Source organism: Bradyrhizobium sp. USDA 4354 (assembly GCF_054060315.1).
The window spans coordinates 3,844,571-3,859,720 of the sequence record NZ_JBSSDC010000001.1; the positions used below are offsets into that span (position 1 = coordinate 3,844,571).

The 15,150-nt window shown below is 59.3% G+C and carries 10 protein-coding genes; 6 read left to right on the top strand and 4 right to left on the bottom strand.

Features of this window, described 5'->3' with window-relative positions:
- Positions 1–49: 49 nt before the first annotated feature.
- Positions 50–1,429 carry a glycosyltransferase family 4 protein gene (locus ACVIIV_RS17555; RefSeq protein WP_456745268.1) on the bottom strand — a complete coding sequence of 460 codons (1,380 nt, stop codon included), beginning with the start codon at positions 1,427–1,429 and terminating at the stop codon, positions 50–52.
- Positions 1,430–1,719: 290 nt separating this feature from the next.
- Here ACVIIV_RS17555 and ACVIIV_RS17560 point away from each other — a divergent pair, with 290 nt between their 5' ends.
- On the top strand, positions 1,720–2,697 hold the full coding sequence (locus tag ACVIIV_RS17560; RefSeq protein ID WP_456745269.1) for a glycosyltransferase family 2 protein: 978 nt from the start codon (positions 1,720–1,722) through the stop codon (positions 2,695–2,697).
- A gap of 109 nt (positions 2,698–2,806) precedes the next feature.
- Here ACVIIV_RS17560 and ACVIIV_RS17565 read toward each other — a convergent pair whose 3' ends face one another.
- Together ACVIIV_RS17565 and ACVIIV_RS17570 are read right to left on the bottom strand one after the other, a co-directional pair.
- Entirely contained in the window at positions 2,807–4,078 is a 1,272-nt protein-coding gene (locus ACVIIV_RS17565; protein WP_456745270.1) for a hypothetical protein, read from the bottom strand.
- Positions 4,075–4,866 (bottom strand): FkbM family methyltransferase, encoded by a 792-nt coding sequence (locus tag ACVIIV_RS17570; protein ID WP_456745271.1) that lies wholly within the window; start codon positions 4,864–4,866, stop codon positions 4,075–4,077. Before ACVIIV_RS17570 ends, ACVIIV_RS17565 begins: the two co-directional genes overlap by 4 nt.
- Before the next feature lie 135 nt (positions 4,867–5,001).
- Here ACVIIV_RS17570 and ACVIIV_RS17575 point away from each other — a divergent pair, with 135 nt between their 5' ends.
- The gene (locus ACVIIV_RS17575) at positions 5,002–6,087 is read left to right on the top strand and encodes a glycosyltransferase family 2 protein (protein ID WP_456745272.1); all 1,086 of its coding nucleotides are present in this window, start codon (positions 5,002–5,004) and stop codon (positions 6,085–6,087) included.
- 26 nt (positions 6,088–6,113) lie between these two features.
- Complete coding sequence (locus tag ACVIIV_RS17580) at positions 6,114–6,950, top strand: hypothetical protein (protein WP_456745273.1); 837 nt, start codon at positions 6,114–6,116, stop codon at positions 6,948–6,950.
- Positions 6,951–6,971: 21 nt separating this feature from the next.
- Here the strand turns inward: ACVIIV_RS17580 and ACVIIV_RS17585 are convergent, their stop codons facing one another.
- The gene (locus ACVIIV_RS17585; RefSeq protein ID WP_456745274.1) at positions 6,972–7,937 is read right to left on the bottom strand and encodes a class I SAM-dependent methyltransferase; all 966 of its coding nucleotides are present in this window, start codon (positions 7,935–7,937) and stop codon (positions 6,972–6,974) included.
- Positions 7,938–8,753: 816 nt separating this feature from the next.
- On the opposite strand from ACVIIV_RS17585, the gene ACVIIV_RS17590 reads away from it, so the two are divergent.
- The 3 genes from ACVIIV_RS17590 (at position 8,754) to ACVIIV_RS17600 (ending at position 14,593) form a co-directional block, all read left to right on the top strand.
- Positions 8,754–11,255, top strand: a complete 2,502-nt coding sequence (locus tag ACVIIV_RS17590; RefSeq protein WP_456745275.1) for an Ig-like domain-containing protein — start codon at positions 8,754–8,756, stop codon at positions 11,253–11,255.
- A 324-nt stretch (positions 11,256–11,579) separates the two neighbouring features.
- The gene (locus tag ACVIIV_RS17595) at positions 11,580–13,283 is read left to right on the top strand and encodes a type I secretion system permease/ATPase (RefSeq protein ID WP_456745276.1); all 1,704 of its coding nucleotides are present in this window, start codon (positions 11,580–11,582) and stop codon (positions 13,281–13,283) included.
- On the top strand, positions 13,280–14,593 hold the full coding sequence (locus ACVIIV_RS17600) for an HlyD family type I secretion periplasmic adaptor subunit (protein ID WP_456745277.1): 1,314 nt from the start codon (positions 13,280–13,282) through the stop codon (positions 14,591–14,593). Before ACVIIV_RS17595 ends, ACVIIV_RS17600 begins: the two co-directional genes overlap by 4 nt.
- The last annotated feature ends 557 nt before the right edge of the window (positions 14,594–15,150 follow it).

Genomic DNA, 15,150 nt, shown 5'->3' on the forward strand with positions numbered 1-15,150 from the left:
AAGCGGAGCGCTTTGCTTCCCGAAGATGCGCAATACCCCCGGGCATCGACTACGGTCGAGCACAATCGGCGAACTGATTCTCGGCCGGAGATCGTGACATCGCCGAGAGAAGGACCTCCGCATGCCGTCTGGAGCATATGACGGGATCGAAGCGGCTTTGTGAATCCGCGGACAGTTGTTCGCGTACGGCGGACCAATGATCTCGGCGTGCGAGCACTGACTTCATGGCGGAGACGAGTTCATCCTTATTCTTCTGTGGCTGAAATCGCATAAGACAGGAGCGATGCCAATTCGCTCTTTCGGGATCGCCGACGGGGTTCGCCACAACGAATCCTCGGCTACCGTCCATACCGATTTGCTCACGCGCGCCGCCTACGTCACTCACAATTGTCGGCAACCCCGCACTTAAAGCTTCCATGGAGGCCAGTGACCATCCCTCGAAGAAGGAATTCAGAACAAAGCAATCGGCGGCGGCTAGCAGGATGGACGGATCGGGAAACGACTGCCGGAGATGAATGCGGTCCTTGCAAAGCATCGTGTCGCGGAGAGTGCGTACTTGACGTGTATACACTGCATCGTCCAGTCGGCCGGCGATCAGCAGATGTACCTTGGGATCATTCTCGGCGACCTCGGAAAAGGCCCGAACCAAACCGTAGGCATTCTTCTGAACCGTATGACGACCAAGCGAGAGAAAGAGAAATTCGTCATTGAGGCCCAACCAGGCCCGGGCCTTCGACCGGTTCACCGACGGGCGGTGTGTCTGGTTGAACGCGTTCGGGATGGTGATGACCGCGGAATCGGGATAGGATGGATTACCTGACAGGTACTGACGCCTCACGAGTTCGCTTACGGCGACAAAGCGGGTAACGAATTTCGATCTCTGGCGCTCTTCCTTCCAATTCGTGCTGATGGGCGTTGGAATGCCGTGGAGCGTCTCCACGACCGGGACGCGGACGTCACTGGCCGCCTGCAAGAGCCAGCCGGGCGGGTCGTGCGCGCTCACGACGTCGGGGCGGTTTGTCTCGAGCCACAGGCAAGCGTCGCTTGGCGAGGCGGCAACGACTGCTGTGCCCTCCTTCTGCAGGATTGTGAACAATCGTCCGACGGGCTCCGCCGATGAATGTGCGCACATGACCGTCACGCGAAATCCAAAGTGGGGGAGGCGCCTTGCAAGAAAAGCGACAAATTCATCAAGCCCCCCAGCGTCGAGCACCGGAGTGACGATCAGGCAATGCACACTTCCTGGCGGTACAAGCAAGTCGCCCGGCTTCGACAGGCTGCCGGTCGGACTCGAAGCAGGCGCGGCCGGTGGATCCGGCGCGACGTCCGCATCGTATGGCACGAGGGGGCTCGACCAGTCCTCAACAATACCGTCGCTTCCGGAAGCCAGCTGGCTGCCAATCAAAAGCCTTTTTGCGATACGTCTCACGCCTCGCGGCAGCCGCCAGGAGTTTCGTTGGGCCCAAAGTGTCGCGCGTCCGCGTAAAGAGAGGTTGTCTGGACTGGGACCCATGGGTTCGACTGCCGCCCGTCTCGATGTTCTGATGCGGATATGTAGCACACCAGTTAAATGATAAACACATGTTGCGTTAAATTTAAAAGACAATTAAATAATTGGATTATTATCTGAGGTTCGAAGGGGCGATCAAGTTTTGCTTCCTGACCGCGCAACATTGTCATGCGAGGCTCTGACATCATAGGCCTTTCCGGGAGACCTTCATGAGTTCCGTCGATGCGATCATTCCCTGCTATCAGTACGGGCATTTTCTCAGGGAGTGCGCCGAAAGCATATTGAAGCAGTGCGGACCCGAGCTGCGGGTACTGATTATTGATGATGCGTCCACGGACAGTACACCCCAGGTCGCACAAGAACTGGCTCGTTCAGATCCTCGGGTCGAATTTCGCAGGCATGCGACTAATCACGGCCACATTGCCACCTTCAATGAGGGGATCGCCTGGGCCGCTGCCGACTATATGATTCTGCTCTCCGCGGACGATTACTTGATGCCCGGCGCGATTGAGAGGTCGGTGAGACTGATGGATGAGCATCCGTCCGTCGGCCTCACGTTTGGCGGTGCGGTCGCGCTCCACCAGGGGCGGGAGGAGATCGTGGCACCGCCGGCGGAACTTGGGCCTGGAACGAAGATACTGTCTGGCCGGGATTTCATCAAAATTGGGGGCGCTAGAAATATAGTGTTGGCGCCAAGCGTGGTGGTGCGTACGAGCCTGCAGAAGAAGGTGGGGGGCTACTTACCGGATTTGACGCACAGCGGTGATATGGAGATGTGGCTGCGGTTCGCAGCGCATGGTCCCGTCGGCTATATCGATGCCATCCAGGCTGTGTATCGGCGACATTCAACCAACATGTCTGGCGGCTATTCGGCCGAGCAAGACTTCCTTCAACGCAAGCTGGCGTTTGAGCATTTCCTGGATCGCTGTTCTGCCGTGCTTCCGGACGCTGATGATCTCCGGTCCTGGTTGAAACGCAACCTGGCGCTCGACGCGATCAGTAGTGCGAGCCGTGCCTTCAATGAGGGGGACGTCGGTTTATCGGATCGCCTTTCGGCGCTTGCGTCAAAGCTGGACCCGGAGGTTACGCGATCGCGCCGTTGGTGGTTTCTCGCCTGCAAACGGCAGTTGGGATCGCGGGGATGGCAGTTGCTGCGGCCGGCCATCGAGCGGCTCAGGACGCCGTGATCGGCTCCGAGCTCCGGGCTGCATTTGCAACTTGCGTTTTGGCCCTCGAACGTGACTGCTACCGGCGTCACGGCTCGAAGATTCTCGCGCATGAACCGATTGGCAGGGCTCACGCCCGGTACATCGAGAACTCGCGTAGCGACGCCCTGATACCGATGCATACTCCCCAAAATATCCAGAGGTAGTTCCAGTAGTGCACCGTTAGCCCGGTAAACATGAGCATCACCACCGCAATGGTGAACGCGATGCGCAGCTCTGGCGCGCTGGGATCCTCCATTGCGCCGTTGAAGCGACCTCTTACAGGCAGGACGCTCGCGATATTTGTCAAGACAAGCAGGACTATCATCGGAAGTCCGAACCGGAGCGCAAACACCAGCCACACCGAGTCGACCGTGGTATCGAGAATGTCGTGATTGAGCCGGCCGAACGCGTATCCGGTGAAGGGAGACTCCGTGATCTTCTGGATGGCTGCGTCCCAGATCAGCATGCGAAAGTATCCTGACACCGGATCGAAGGTCAGGTGGGAAATGATCCAGCCAATCGGGTGATTGGCCACGGCCATGATCGCGACAACGATCGCAGCGAGACACATCTGGAGCGCGCGCCATCGTCCCGAATATTCCTTCAGTGCCGTATTGTAGAGGTAGAGCATCAGGACAATGAGACACGACAAGAGGGGCGCGGAGGACAACGACAAGAGGCAGCCAAAAACACAAAGACCCGCCCAAAACATCTTCGACAATGGGCGTTGCTCCGAGAACAGGAAGATGCCGCAAGCAACGGTGCAGTAGGTGCCCAGCAGAATTGGGTGGTCAAACGTCGAGGCAGCTCTTACCCAATACAGCCTGAAGTCGGGCGAGAGCGGCGCATGGCTGCCGAAAGCGACAGAAAACATTTCTTGAACAATGAGCCGACCCGAAAGGTTATCGAAGAGTGCGAGCAGGACGATGTAAGCAGTCACGATCTTGAATGGTTGAATGAAGCTATGGATCGCCGCCGGACCGAAGAAAAATCCGCGTGCTACAAGGTATCCGCCCAGAAACTCGAGGCTCTCGGCGCCGGTCGATGAGAGCGCACTCGGGCCGCTCGTGTAGTAGGCGGCCGCGAACATCCATGCCGCGACGGCGAATGCAAGATAGTCCGAGGCGAGCATGTGACGACCGGCCCTGACCAGTCTTGTCACCGCAGGCACTATGAGGAGCAAGATGCCGATCCGCCCAATCGTCAGTTTCGCATCGGCGAGGTACAGTTGGACTTGCGCCGCCGGCAGAATGAGTCCGATCAGCAGCAGCCAAGCCGGCAGCGTACTGCATCGCTCAGGGGCTCTCGGTAGCGCCGTTCTCGTCAGTCCGAACTCGCCGCCTGTAACCGTGACGCTCATGAGAGGGCCACCTTATTCGGCGATCCCGCTTCGATCTGAACGCGGCGGCTGTGATCGTCAGTCAGATACCAGGTGAAGGTGACTGAACGTGGCGCCACCCCGCTCGCGAAACGTCCGTTGTGAAAGACGTAAGGCCGATAGCCGATGTCGGAAACGAAGCTCGAAATCTCGTCCGATGCAAAAGCGCACATGAGTGCTGGCCTGTGCCGCCTCAGCGTGTGCTCCGACCCTTGCAGAATGTCCAGCTCAGCCCCCTGGGCGTGCACCTTGATCAGGGATGGCGCCAAGGCAAAGGAGTCGAGCGTGCGACATTCGATTTTGTGCTCGCCCACGGTCAACTTGGACTGATCGAACCGGTACATGCGGCCGGAATCACTCAGCCATTCGGTCGCCGCCTCGCGGGAGGTCGCCGCCATACCATCGCAAGCCCACCGACCGTATGAGGGAACGAAGAATGTAATGGTGCCCGGCTTGGCCCCTAGCGCGTAAGGCAATACCGAGACGGACTCATCTCCGGTGAATCGTCGCTTGAGCCGCTCGGCGGAGAGGGGTTCCGGCTCGAAGGCGACGATACTCGACTGCGGCCTGAACCTCCTGAAGGCCTGAATGCTTTGCCCGCGGTTCGCCCCGATATCGATGATCAAGCCGTCGGCTGCAGCCGTCCACGTGGCACCCCTGTACTCGGGTTTCGGAAGGTATGAGGCCGCCGCGTCCTTGAATGCAAATCGCGCGGCGGCAACGCCGGGGATGTTCGCATATGCGAAACGGGCAAAAGGCTTCAAATTCATTACGATAGGACCTTGCCCCAGCGACGCGGCATTCAATTGCGTTAGATTAAACAAAATAAATCAGATTGCAATAATCCGCATTTAAAGATATCAAAATATATTGTTGTTATTAAATAGGTCGGAGCGAAAGTTCCCATGGCGACCGCGTTGAAGGCGAACGAGACGGATGCGTCGTATGGGCTGGTGGAAAGCCTCGTTTCCGAGGTCGCGGTGCTCATCGTCGGCTATCGCAACTCGCAGGACATCGTCGATTGTCTGCTGGCATTATCGCGTGCGACGACTTCGCCGGGTTTCGATATCTTCATTTGCGAGAATGGCGGTGAAGATGCCTACCGCCGCCTGGTTTCCGCTCTGATCAGCGAGGGAGGTCCTTGCCTGCGGTGCCAACCTCTCGGAACCGGAATAGATGGCGACATCAGCCGATTTACCGACGTTCAGCGCATGGTTCTGCGGGCAAGGTCGTCAAATGTCTGGGTTGCGTGCGCCTCCGACAATCTTGGCTATGCGGGCGGGATTAACGCGTGGCTGCGCCCCCTCTCGGCGATACCCACTTGGCGGGCGATCTGGATCTTGAATCCAGACACTCAGCCGACCGAGTCTGCGCTGGCCGCGCTACACGAACGGGCGGAGTCCGGCCGGAAGGCAATGGTGGGTAGCACCATTCTCGACAGCCTGGACGCGGATCACGTGAGATTCCGCGGGGGTCTCTCCTGGCAGAAGCTGGCGGCGAGAGACGTTGCCATCGGCCTGGGAGACCTTCTCAACGTGTCCTGCAACATCGCGGCCGTCGAAGACGCGATGGATAGTCCTTCGGGGGCATCGATGTATGTGACCCGCTGGTGCATCGAACGCATCGGCCTCATGGATGAGAGCTATTTCCTGTTCTACGAGGATATGGATTGGGGACTTCGCGCGAGACATCTGGGGCTGGGTTATGCGGCCGATTCGATCGTCGTTCACAAGCGAGGTACGACGACGGGATCTGCCAGAGGTTCATCGGCGATACCTGTGCTCTCCGTCTATCTCCAGCACCGCAATTGCGTTCGCTTTGTACGCCGACATTTTCCGTGGTCGGTACCTCTTAGAGTTGCGGTGTCCCTCCTGTATGCACTCAGGTTCTTGTTGCAGGGAGCGCCAAACAACAGTCGTGCAGCGATCGAAGGGCTTGTCGCTGGATTGAGAGGCGAGATGGGCCGGCCGAAGGAACGGATGGCCCAATAGCGAACGCAAGTCGGGGGCGATTCCAGATGTGGCGGTCGATCTTCCTCCAGGCGGCACTGTTGCTTGTAATCGCGAGCCTCGGAGGAGGCGGCGTTGTTGCGCGTGCGGGCGAGCGTGACCCGATGCCCACGTCCGATTGGCCCAACGCTGCGAATACGGGAGTGCGTCCGAGCGTGAAGCTAACGCCGTCCGGCGACGTTGTGGCAGACAAGGCCGGCGCAACCATTTCGGGCCTCGATATTGAAGGCCGGGTCTACATCAAGGCACCGAACGTAACGTTGATCGACTCCAAGGTGACTTCGGCCTCCTTTTACATCGTGAGGATCGAGCCCGGTGTCACTGGCACAGTGATCAAGAACTGTGAGATCAACGGTGTTGGCTCCGGCAATGATGGTTCCTACGGCATAGTGGGGCAGGGTACGTTCATCGCAAACAACATCTACAATGTGGAAAACGGGATTGGTGTGTCCGGGTCTGATACGCTCATCCAGGACAACTACATTCACGATCTCCTTGCGTCCGGCTCTCCGCACTACGACGGTATTTCGATCGATGGCGGCAACGTCAATATCGTTATCAGGCACAACACGGTCATCAACACGCACACGCAGACGTCGGCGGTCATGATCGATAATTATTTCGGACCAATCTCGAATATCGAAGTCGACGGCAATCTGCTGATGGGTGGTGGATACACGGTTTATAGCTCTGCGCAGTTCAATGGCGGAACGGTCGAGAGGGTTTCGTTCACGAAGAACCGGATGGGCAGAGGGAAGTGGGGTTATAGTTCGATTGTGAAGAACGTCCCGGTCTGGCGAGAAAATGTGGATAACGCGACGGGCCGCGCCATTGGCCCGCGGTAATCATCGGGGGACCCAAATCTCTTATTTATCCACTCGCCGGAACCAGAACGAACCTGGTTCTCGCCAGGGTTCGCGCATCAAGACCGGACATGCGTTGTTCAGCCTGGCCCTGTGGTAGCGGGCAAGCCAGTTAACTGCGCCAATGATCTCGAAATGCGCGTTGAAACTCAGGAAGGCCTCAAGGAGATATTGCTCGTTCCATAGCCAGCGGTCGCGAAGTAGCCATTGAGCAGGGTAGTCGTGCGGCGTGAAGACGTCGTGGACATGCACGATCACGTTGGGGCGGAGGAGACCGAGCAAGTGCAGGTATTCGTGCAGGACGTCGCCCTGCGGCCGAATGATGTGGGAGGAGTCGATGAAGAGAATGTCGTTCTCGTCCAGCGTCTCAAACAGGCTGTCGGGGCAACACTCGACCTTCTTTCTCAGGACCGTCACGCCCGCTGATTCGAGCCAGGGTTGCTCGAATGGTTCAATGCAGATCTGCTCACATTCGTAGCGCGGATTGTCTGTTCTGTTCGCCTCTATCGCAAGGCGGGCCATGAGGGTCGAATTGCCACTTCCGACCTCGATGATCCGTCTGGGTTGGAAGTGACGTATCATGTTGTAAAGAAATTCGGCGTCTCCAGGTTCGAATGAGCCGTTGTGGTACCCAAATTCGCCGAGGCCCTTTTGAACGGTTGGAATTTTGAGCAGTTCGTCGCGGTAGTTAAATTGCCCGACCAGATCAAGCTGTGCCGCTTCGTTCAAGTCGAGGCCGGCAATTTCCCTCGGAAGATCAAGATCGCGTTTCAAGTCTTTCGCGAAAACGATGGGCTCGTAGTAGTGATGCCGAACAATGGCGAACTCAAATCTGTCGCAGACAGACCTCGACAGGGGAGCTCGATCACGAAGGCGACTCAGGAGGACCGCAAGCGGCGCAAAAAGCAAAACGGCGGGCGTCAAAATCAGATCGAGTGCTCTGTAAACAGACTTACGGAAATAGTGCATGGATCGTCACTTCCGATTAATGAAGAAGAAATGGGGGGACAGTCTGCGGCCCAACAAAGCTCCGCCTCGATGCACGAAAATATTGTGACTCATTGCCAATCCCCCGTCCAGACCAGACCTCGAAGCCCGGCTGTCTTTGCCGCGCGGAAATGGCTGGATCGTCATGCGTAGCCTGCCGCGACAACGCGGCGAGCCTGGCCTCAGCTGCGGTCGATTGCAGAGGCACGGAGACTCAGCGCGCGCTTCAAGCGAAGTCGCGGCTACGCAAAGGACCGGCCGCACTCCCGACAGCTTCTCTCGCGACTTCGACGGCCACGTCTCACGTGTGTGTTGCCGGCGGATGCACAGCGCCTGCCGAACTCTGCTGACGAGTTCGAACGAGGTTCGTGACATCGGGCGGCTCGACCCCGGACATTCGCGGTCTGGCGGCGTTCTGGCAGCGAGCATCTAGATGAATGCAGGCCATTTATATAACCCGAATTAAATCGGAGAATACGTTGCCCCACAGCGATGGGGTGCGTGCCTATTTGCCGGCATCTGCGAGATTGAAGTGAATAAGTCCGCAGTGTGCTCTTGTGGCAACGCGCGAACACACGCAATCTATTGGCGCTTATATGACGGTGCTGCTTCGGTTTTTTTTAATCGTGGTTGAATTTGGTTGGGAAGTGCATCCAGAAAATGACCCAAGTGGCGCCGCCATCTTGTCCCAAAAAAGCCCCCGCCGATGGAGCATGACACCGGCCGTGGCGCGCCTTTGGGGATGACCGCGCCTACGTGCACTGCACGTTCGATTTAACTGCGAAGGAGAAGAATATCTTGGCAACGACGACAGCGTGGCCTGATGCTACGAACACTGGAGTGTCGGCGGGCGTGACCCTCACTCCTTACTACGGGGACCTCGTCATCAATACAGCGGGAGCCGTGATCAGCGGCCTCGACATCCATGGATCGGTCTACATCAACGCTCCGAATGTCACCTTGGAGAACTGCAAGGTCACGACCGATGCGTTCTATGCCGTGAGGGTTGCGACCGGCGTAACCGGTGCGGTGATCCAGCACAATGAGATCAATGGCGTCGGCTCGGGCAACGACGGCGACTATGGCATCATGGGCCAAGGAACGTTCATCGCCAACAACATCTACAACGTCGAAAATGGGATCGGCGTGGATGGAGGGAATACCCTCATCCAGGACAATTACATCCACGACATGATCGCGTCGGGATCCCCGCACTACGACGGTATCTCGATCGACGGGAATAACTACGACATCACGATCCGCCATAACACGGTCATCAATGACCACACTCAAACGGCGGCGATCATGATCGACAACTATTTCGGGCCCGTCTCGAACGTCGTTGTCGACAACAATCTGCTGTATGGCGGTGGCTACAACATCTACAGCTCGGCCCAGTTCAACGGCGGATCGGTCACGGGAGTGTCGATCACGAACAATCACATGGGCGGAGGTTATTGGGGCCCGACCGCATTCACCGGCAACTCGCCGGTTTACACCGGCAACGTCGATGACAGCGCGAGCCTCATCTCGACGCTCAACACATCCGCGAACAGCGGCTCGGGCTCGACAGCCCCGACCGCACCGGATGCTCCCGTCATCGCGTCGTTCTCGACCGATAGCGGTACCGCTGGCGACAAGGTCACCAGCGACAATACCATCGAGCTCAAGGGGTCCGCTGCTGCCGGCAGCACCGTCAAGGTCTACGACGGTACGACCCAGATCGGATCGACGACCGCGGATTCGAGCGGCAATTGGGACTACATCACAAAGATCCTGACTGACGCCAAGCATACGCTCACCGCAACGGCGACCAACGCGTCGGGGCTGACCAGCGCGGCGTCATCTGCTCTGGCAATCACGGTCGACACCCAGGCGCCGACTGCGCCGACCATTGGCAGTCATACGGTGAACAGCGCCAATCAGGCGGTGTTGTCGGGCACAGCCGAGGCGAGCAGCGTCGTCAAGGTATTCGACGGTACGACCCAGGTCGGGACCGTCACGGCCGACAGCAGTGGCGCGTGGGGCTACACGAGTGCTGCCCTTGCGGTCGGTTCGCACAGTCTCACCGCGAAGGCAACGGACGCGGCAGGGAACACCGGCGCGGCATCCACCGCGTTTGTGGCCAGCATCAGCACCTCGACTGCCCCAACCACACCGACTTCGCCGACCTCGCCGGCTGCCGGTACGGTCATCGAGTCGGCTGGCACGACAACTCTCGTTGAGAGCGGCGGAAAATATTACCTCAACGGCAGCACTGGATCGGGGCCCACGCTAAAGGATAACGGCGTGGAGTTTGTGAACGGCTCGGATGGTTCCTGGACTCCCATCGCCGCGGAGAAGACGGCGACGGGTTATGAGGTTGCCTGGAAGGAGACGAGCACGGGTCAGTACACGGCGTGGAACACCGACAGTAACGGCAACTACGTTTCGCATATCGACACGCTGACCGGCTCTACGTCGGGTGGCTCCGTGTCGGGTACCGACGCTGGCCTCAAATCGCTCGAGACGAGCTTCCATCAGGATCTCAACGGTGACGGGCAGATCGGTACTTCCACTGCAACCGCACCGACGTCGCCAACGCCGACGACTGGCAAGGTCATCGAGTCGGCTGGTGTGACGAGTCTCGTCGAGAGTGGCGGAAAATACTACCTCAACGACAGCACCGGATCGGGCCCCTCGCTGAAGGATGAGGGGAAGGAGTTCGTTGACGGCTCGGATGGCACCTGGGCACCGATCGGTGCAGAGAAGACTGCGACCGGCTATCAGGTGGTCTGGAAGGAGGCGAGCACGGGTCAGTACACGGCGTGGAACACCGACAATAACGGCAACTACGTTTCGCATGTCGACACGCTGACTGGCTCTACGTCGGGTGGCTCCGTGTCGGGTACCGACGCTGGCCTCAAATCGCTTGAGACGAGCTTCCATCAGGATCTGAACGCTGACGGGCAGATCGGTACTTCCAGCACAGCTACGTCGTCCGTTGCACCTTCAAGCTCGACAGGCAGCAACATACAGACGAGCACTTCAGCCAATGAAGTCTTCGTTGGCACCAGCCAAGCCGATACTTTCGCCTTTGCCGCAAATTTCGGCCAGGACGTCATCAAAGGCTTTGCTGCGCGCGGACCTGCTCACGACACGATCGAGTTCAGCAAGAGCGTGTTCGACAGCTTTGCAAGTGTTCTCTCCCACGCGACCCAATCAGGCGGCGACGTCGTGATCGCGGCGGGGGGCGACACGCTCACGCTGAAGAACATGAAGGTCGGTTCGTTGACCAGCCAGGACTTCCACTTCGCGTAAGGCGCGGGCATCCGCACCGAGTAGTACTCAACAACTGCCTTGGGGATCTCTTGGGGGATCTTCCGACAAAGGCATGGTTCAAGGGCGGCTACCATGATTGACTTTGGACGGCGGGGGGGATTCCCCCCGCCCACGAATCTCATTCGAATTCCACTTCTTCACATATCGGAGCTCTGGGCGGCTGGACGGCAGTGGGCGGAAGACGCCGAACTGCAGACTCCGCGATGGATCGGCTGGGTAAAGCCCCCGGTCGAAGCCCTGCGGCAACGGCTATTCGCTGGTCGCCCCCGACCGGCGGCGGACTATGAAGAATCTCAGTCGGAGATGTCGGCATTCCTGCGGTCTTGCCGCCGGATATTCTGGGCTCTCGCGGCCTTCAGCGGGATGAGCAATCTCCTCATGCTCACCGGCTCGTTTTTCATGCTGCAAGTCTATGACCGGGTGCTGCCCGGGCGCAGCATACCGACTTTGGTCGCCTTGATGGTTCTGGCAACGGTCCTTTACCTGTTTCAGGGTGGTCTCGACTTCGTCAGGAGCAGGATCAGCGCGCGGGTCGGCCGGTATTTTGATGAACAGCTCGGCATTCGCATATTCGACGCGCTTGTTCGCCTGCCTTTGAAGACCAGGGCCGATGGCGACGGCTTGCAGCCGGTGCGGGATCTTGATCAGGTCCGCAGCTTCCTGTCGAGCGGCGGGCCGACTGCGCTCTTCGATCTGCCCTGGATGCCGATCTATCTCGGCGTTTGCTTTCTCTTTCACTTCTGGATCGGCGTCACCGCGCTCGCCGGCGCGCTGGTGCTTGTCGGCATCACGATGCTCACGGAAACCCGGACGCGAGGGCCGGCAAAGGCGTCCTCGCGTCTCGCGATCTCGCGAACGGCACTGGCGCTCGAGGGCCGACGAAATGCCGAGGTTCTGCAGGCCATGGGGATGAGGCAGCAGGCGGCATTGCGGTGGCGGGATATCAACGCAAAGTATCTCGCGGCCCATGAGCGGGCCAGCGATGTCGCAAACGGGCTCGGGGGCGCCTCCAAGATCTTCCGAGCGATCCTGCAATCGCTGGTTCTTGCCGTTGGCGCAGTCCTGGTCATCAACCAGGAATCGACGGCCGGCATCATCATTGCCGGATCGATCCTCACCGCTCGGGCCTTGGCGCCCGTCGAAATGGCCATTGCGAACTGGAAAGGGTTCGTCGCTGCGCGGCAATCGGGACAACGGCTTGATGCTTTGCTGAGGCTTCTGCCCGGCGAGGAGGAGCGGCTGGCATTGCCGCCTCCTGTTGAAACTCTCACGGTCGAGCAACTCTATATTGGCGCTCCAAGCTCGGAGCGGCCCACCGTCAATGAAGTGTCGTTCCAACTGCGGAGCGGGCAGGCGGTCGGAATCATTGGGCCGAGCGGATCCGGAAAATCGACGCTGGCACGTGCGCTGGTAGGCGTGTGGCCGTGCATCCGAGGCCGGATACGGCTGGACAACGCCGCACTCGAGCACTGGTCTTCTGACGCCCTCGGCAAGCACATCGGTTATCTGCCTCAGGATGTCGAATTGTTCGACGGCAGCATTGCGATGAACATTGCCCGGTTCGATCCGCAGGCGACGGCCGCCGCTGTTCTGGAGGCCGCGCATGCCGCGGGCGCGCACGATCTCATCCTTTCGCTTCCGGACGGCTACGGCACGAAAATTGGCGAGGGAGGATTGGCGCTGTCGGCGGGGCAGCGGCAGCGCATCGGGCTCGCACGTGCCTTCTACGGCAAACCGTTCCTGGTCGTGCTCGATGAGCCCTCCTCCAATCTGGATGCCGAGGGCGAGGAGGCGCTGACGGAGGCGATCTTGAACGTGCGTCGCCGCGGCGGGATTGTCGTCGTTGTCGCCCATCGTCCGAAGGCGCTTGAAGCCGTCGATCACGTCTTGTGCCTCGGGGAAGGCAGGGTTCAGTCCTTCGGCAAGAGAGAGGAGGTCCTCAAGAAGGTCTTGCGAAATCCCGTGCCGCTCAAGGTGGTTGCGGAAGCTCAAGGAGGCAACCGATGAACGGCCAGGTGACGCCGGCGATGCAATCCATCCAGCGTTACATGATCGTCGGCATGATCATGTTCGGTCTGGTGACATTTGGAATCGGCGGTTGGGCGACAACGAGCCAATTGTCGGGCGCGGTGATCGCTCAGGGCGTGGTCGTGGTGGATTCGAGCGTCAAGAAGGTTCAGCACGCCACTGGCGGAATCGTGGGAGAGTTGCGTGTGCGCCAGGGCGATCGGGTCAATGCAGGCGACGTTTTGATCCGCCTCGACGAGACTCAGACGCTCGCGAATGCGACGATCGTCACGAACAGCATCGATGAGCTGCTGGCGCGGCAGGCTCGTCTCGAGGCCGAGCGCGATGGTGCCGAGCAGGTCGTGTTTCCCAAGGTGCTGCTCGACCGGGCCAAGGAGAACAACTCCGAGGCGAGCCGTGCGATCGCTGCGGAGCGGAAGCTGTTCGACCTTCGCCGTCAGGCGAGGAGCGGCCAAAAAGCGCAGTTGCAGGAGAAAAGCGCGCAACTGGAAAACGAGATCAAGGGTTATACGGGGCAGACCGAGGCCAAGCAGAAGGAAGTCGAATTCATCCGCCAGGAGCTGGAGGGCGTGCGCAGCCTCTGGCAGAAGAATCTGGTGCCGATCACGCGGCTCAATTCCCTCGAGCGCGATTCCGCCCGCATCGAAGGGGAGCGCAGCCAGCTCGCAGGAATGATTGCTCAGTCGAAGGGCAAGATCTCCGAAATCGGACTCCAGATCATTCAGGTCGACCAGGATCTGCGGACGGAGGTCGGCAAGGATCTGATCGAAACGCGCTCGAAGCTCTCCGAGCTGGGCGAGCGCAAGACTGCGGCGGTCGATCAGCTGAACCGAATTGATATCAGGGCACCACAATCCGGCCGCGTCCACGAGCTCAGCGTCCACACGGTTGGAGGGGTGATCTCTCCCGGCGAGCAAATCATGCTGATCGTGCCGGACGCGGACTCGCTTGCGGTCGAGGTCAAGATCGCACCGAAGGATATCGACCAGGTCTATGTGGGGCAGACCGCGACCATGCGCTTCGCAGCGTTCAACCAGAAGACCACGCCCGAAATCGACGGCGAGGTCAGCATGGTCTCGGCAGACATCACACAGGATCAGCGCGCCGGCACGAGTTACTATACGGGCCGCGTTCTGCTGAAACGGGAAGAGCTGGCGAAGCTCGGCTCGGCCAAGCTGCTGCCTGGCATGCCGGTCGAGGTCTTCATCAAGACGGCGGGTCGGACCGCGCTTTCGTACTTGCTCAAGCCGCTGCAGGATCAGGCCGGGCGGGCGTTCAAGGAGCGCTGAGTTGGTGCAAGATGGCAGCAGCACTCGACTGCATGTCTTCGGGACTGGCGCCCTTTCCCTGGGCGCCGGTGTTGCGGCCAGCCCCTGAAGGCACGGCGGGGCGGTCGCAAGCACCGGGAGCGGATGTGCCGGTCCGACGAGCGCGCGTCTCGAGCCGGGCCGGCGTCTGCGATCTGATTTGAAGTATCCGCCGCAGCATTCGGGTTATCGGCGCGGCGCAAGAAATCGGGTCGAACGAACGTGATGAGATCGCCCACTTCCCGGTCAACCGTAGCAAATCGCGCGACTTTCGATTGCTCGACCGCGCTGGATGCTCGTTGCCTCCGGGAGAGACGATGGGGTGCTCGAACGATCGTCCGCTCAGTACGTCCATTCGTTTGGCGTGCAGGCTCATTGCGGCCACGAAGCCGAGTATTGAAGCTTCAGCCCCCAGAATGACGAGTAGCTCGACTGGCATGTGAAATGGGTCCTGCGCGAGGAAGCCTGTTTGCGGTTTTGGCTCCAGTAAATAATTAAATCAACGCTAAAATATATGGACAGCAAATAATCGTCCGCCG